Source organism: Lentibacillus salicampi (assembly GCF_004565465.1).
Lineage (GTDB): Bacteria > Bacillota > Bacilli > Bacillales > Amphibacillaceae > Lentibacillus > Lentibacillus salicampi.
The window spans coordinates 1-2573 of sequence record NZ_SRHY01000090.1; the positions used below are offsets into that span (position 1 = coordinate 1).

The window sequence follows — 2573 nt, forward strand, 5'->3', positions numbered from 1 at the left end:
ATTGAACAAAATCGCTATCGCGATGGCTTAAAACCATCCCTCTCAAATATCTCAGTAAATTAAAGTGGCAGCACACTCAAATATAAGGTATTGTTAATTTACCACAAAAAACAAGCCAAAATTGAGGTGCTGCTAATGCTTATCGTATCATGTTCTTATAAACTTAACAATTTTTATTTCATCCCCCCAAGGTCACCTCCGATATAAAGGTATTGCACAATCCAATGTTCATCCTTTGACAATACACTTTATTCAGGAGGTCTACATCATGAGTATTTTCGATATTCAACCCTATGATAAAAAATTTAATGATTTATTGGTACTGCGTGATTTAACTTACAATACAATCAAATCTTATAATAGTATGCTGCGAAGTTACCTTGCTTGGGTGGCTGCATGTCAAAAATCACCCGAAGAGGTTTCTTTTGAAGAAATCAGAACTTATCTGCTGTCCCTGAAACGGGTAAGGTCCCTATCCAATCGCACGATTAATGCGCACATCTCACAGCTTCGTTTTTTCCATCTGTATGTTTTGAGAAAGAACTGGGATAAATATGAAATTCCTTATATGAAATTCAATACAAAACTCCCGGATATCCTTACCCTTGAGGAAGTGAATGAATTCATTGCAACGATTCCCAATCTGAAACATAAAGCCTGTGTGGCACTTCTGTATTCCGCAGGGCTTAGAGTGAGTGAAATGCGTCACTTACGTTATGAGGATGTCAGCCGTAAGGATATGCGAATTTATATCCGACCTTCCAAGTCCCGGAGTGATCGATATGCTATTTTATCCAGGAATGCCTTGGACATTTTGACAAAATACTGGTTGTCCTTTGGTCGACCCAAGGGATGGTTGTTTCCGGGTACAGGAATAAATCAGCCCATTGTCAGCTTTACCGTATCCCGTTTCATCACGGATCATTGTCATTATCTTGGCTGGGATAGAACAGTGACAGCTCATATGCTCAGGCATTCTTTCGGGACCCATCTATATGAACAAGGGTATGACCTGCTGACAATTCAAAAGTTATTAGGGCATAAATCCGCAAGTTCGAGCCTTGTTTATGTTCATTTGGGAACCAAAACCATGAAGGCACTAAAGAGCCCTTTTGATCTGGGGGCTTCCTTATGAATTATCCTATACAAGACATTTTTCTTGAATATTATGAGGCTGCCAAGACCCAATACCCTGTGAGTCAAGACATGCATAAGGCAGCTAGCGCTATTATGAATTGTAAAACCTCAGCACTGGGCGGCAATGTTTCTGTGTGTCAGGATTGTGGTCATTCGGAAACACATTATAATTCGTGCCGAAATCGCCATTGCCCCTGTTGCCAGGGTCTCGTCAAAGAAAAGTGGATTGACCAGCGCAAGTCCGAAGTCATCGATGCACCTTATTTTCATATTGTCTTTACGGTGCCCGAGGAACTAAATCCTTTAATTTATGCAAACAAGAAGCTGCTTTATTCTTTACTGTATAAAGCGAGTGCGGATACTTTAATGGAACTGGGAAAAGACAAAAAGTATCTGAATGCATCGATTGGTTTTATGAGTATCTTGCATACTTGGGGACAAGCACTCAATTTTCATCCTCATATTCATTCGATTGTATTAGGCGGAGGGCTAACTAAGGATTTAAAGTTTAAAACTGTTAAAAATGATCAATTTTTATTTCCTGTTCGTGTTGTATCCAGGCTGTTTCGCGGAAAATTTATGGATGCCTTAAAAAAACTCTATAAGTCCGGCAAGTTGTTATTTTCCGGATCATCATTGAAGTTTCAACAGCCTGGTGAATTTCAAAAACTCGTTGACCTTTTATACGTAAAGGAGTGGATCCCGCACATCAAAGAAACTTTTAAAGGGGCCAAAAATGTTATTGAATACTTAGGGCGGTACACCCACCGGATTGCTATCTCCAATGCACGGATTGTATCTATCAGTGATAAAGGGATTACTTTTAAAGTGAAAAATTATAGAAAACAAGGCGAATCCACTCAGATGACGCTGGAACCTACAGAATTCATTAGACGATTTCTAATGCACATTTTGCCGAAAGGCTTCGTTAAAATTCGATATTATGGCATCCTGAGCAATCGTTCAAAAAAGGCAAAGTTAAAGATATGTCGCAATTTCATTAAAAGAAATTACCCGAAACCTCTCCTGGAAGGGTTAACGACGACACAGATCCTGTTGGCTCTCTTCGGGGTGGATATACACAAATGTCCCAAGTGTTCCAACCGTAATTTCAACATGATAAGGTCAATTCCTCAACGGGAATGAGAGCAGGGAACTAAATATCGCTTTTAAAAACCAGTGATCACTGGGTTTATTAAGTATACCCTTTTTTAGGGGGTGTTCTCTGATTCGCCTCATTTTAATTTAATTTTTATAGCGACAATCACTTTTCAGGAAAAAGACAAACCATTGAAAACCCATAACCAATAATGATAGAAAAGTGGGTTTGCGACTATTGTTCAATAGGAAAAATTGCAATTGAACCTAAAAAACAGAACTGAAAAGATGTTCTGTTTTTTTCTGGCTCAACTGCAATTCTTTCCTTAATTATTATA

Annotated in this window: 2 protein-coding genes; both read left to right on the forward strand. The window is 38.7% G+C overall.

Annotated features, from left to right (window positions below; all coding sequences use genetic code 11):
• Positions 1 to 268: 268 nt before the first annotated feature.
• Positions 269 to 1135, forward strand: coding sequence for a tyrosine-type recombinase/integrase (locus E4U82_RS19380; RefSeq protein WP_135111886.1), 867 nt, complete (start codon positions 269 to 271; stop codon positions 1133 to 1135).
• Positions 1132 to 2283: an IS91 family transposase gene (locus E4U82_RS19385; RefSeq protein ID WP_135111887.1), complete on the forward strand. Its 1152-nt coding sequence runs from the start codon at positions 1132 to 1134 to the stop codon at positions 2281 to 2283. Before E4U82_RS19380 ends, E4U82_RS19385 begins: the two co-directional genes overlap by 4 nt.
• The last annotated feature ends 290 nt before the right edge of the window (positions 2284 to 2573 follow it).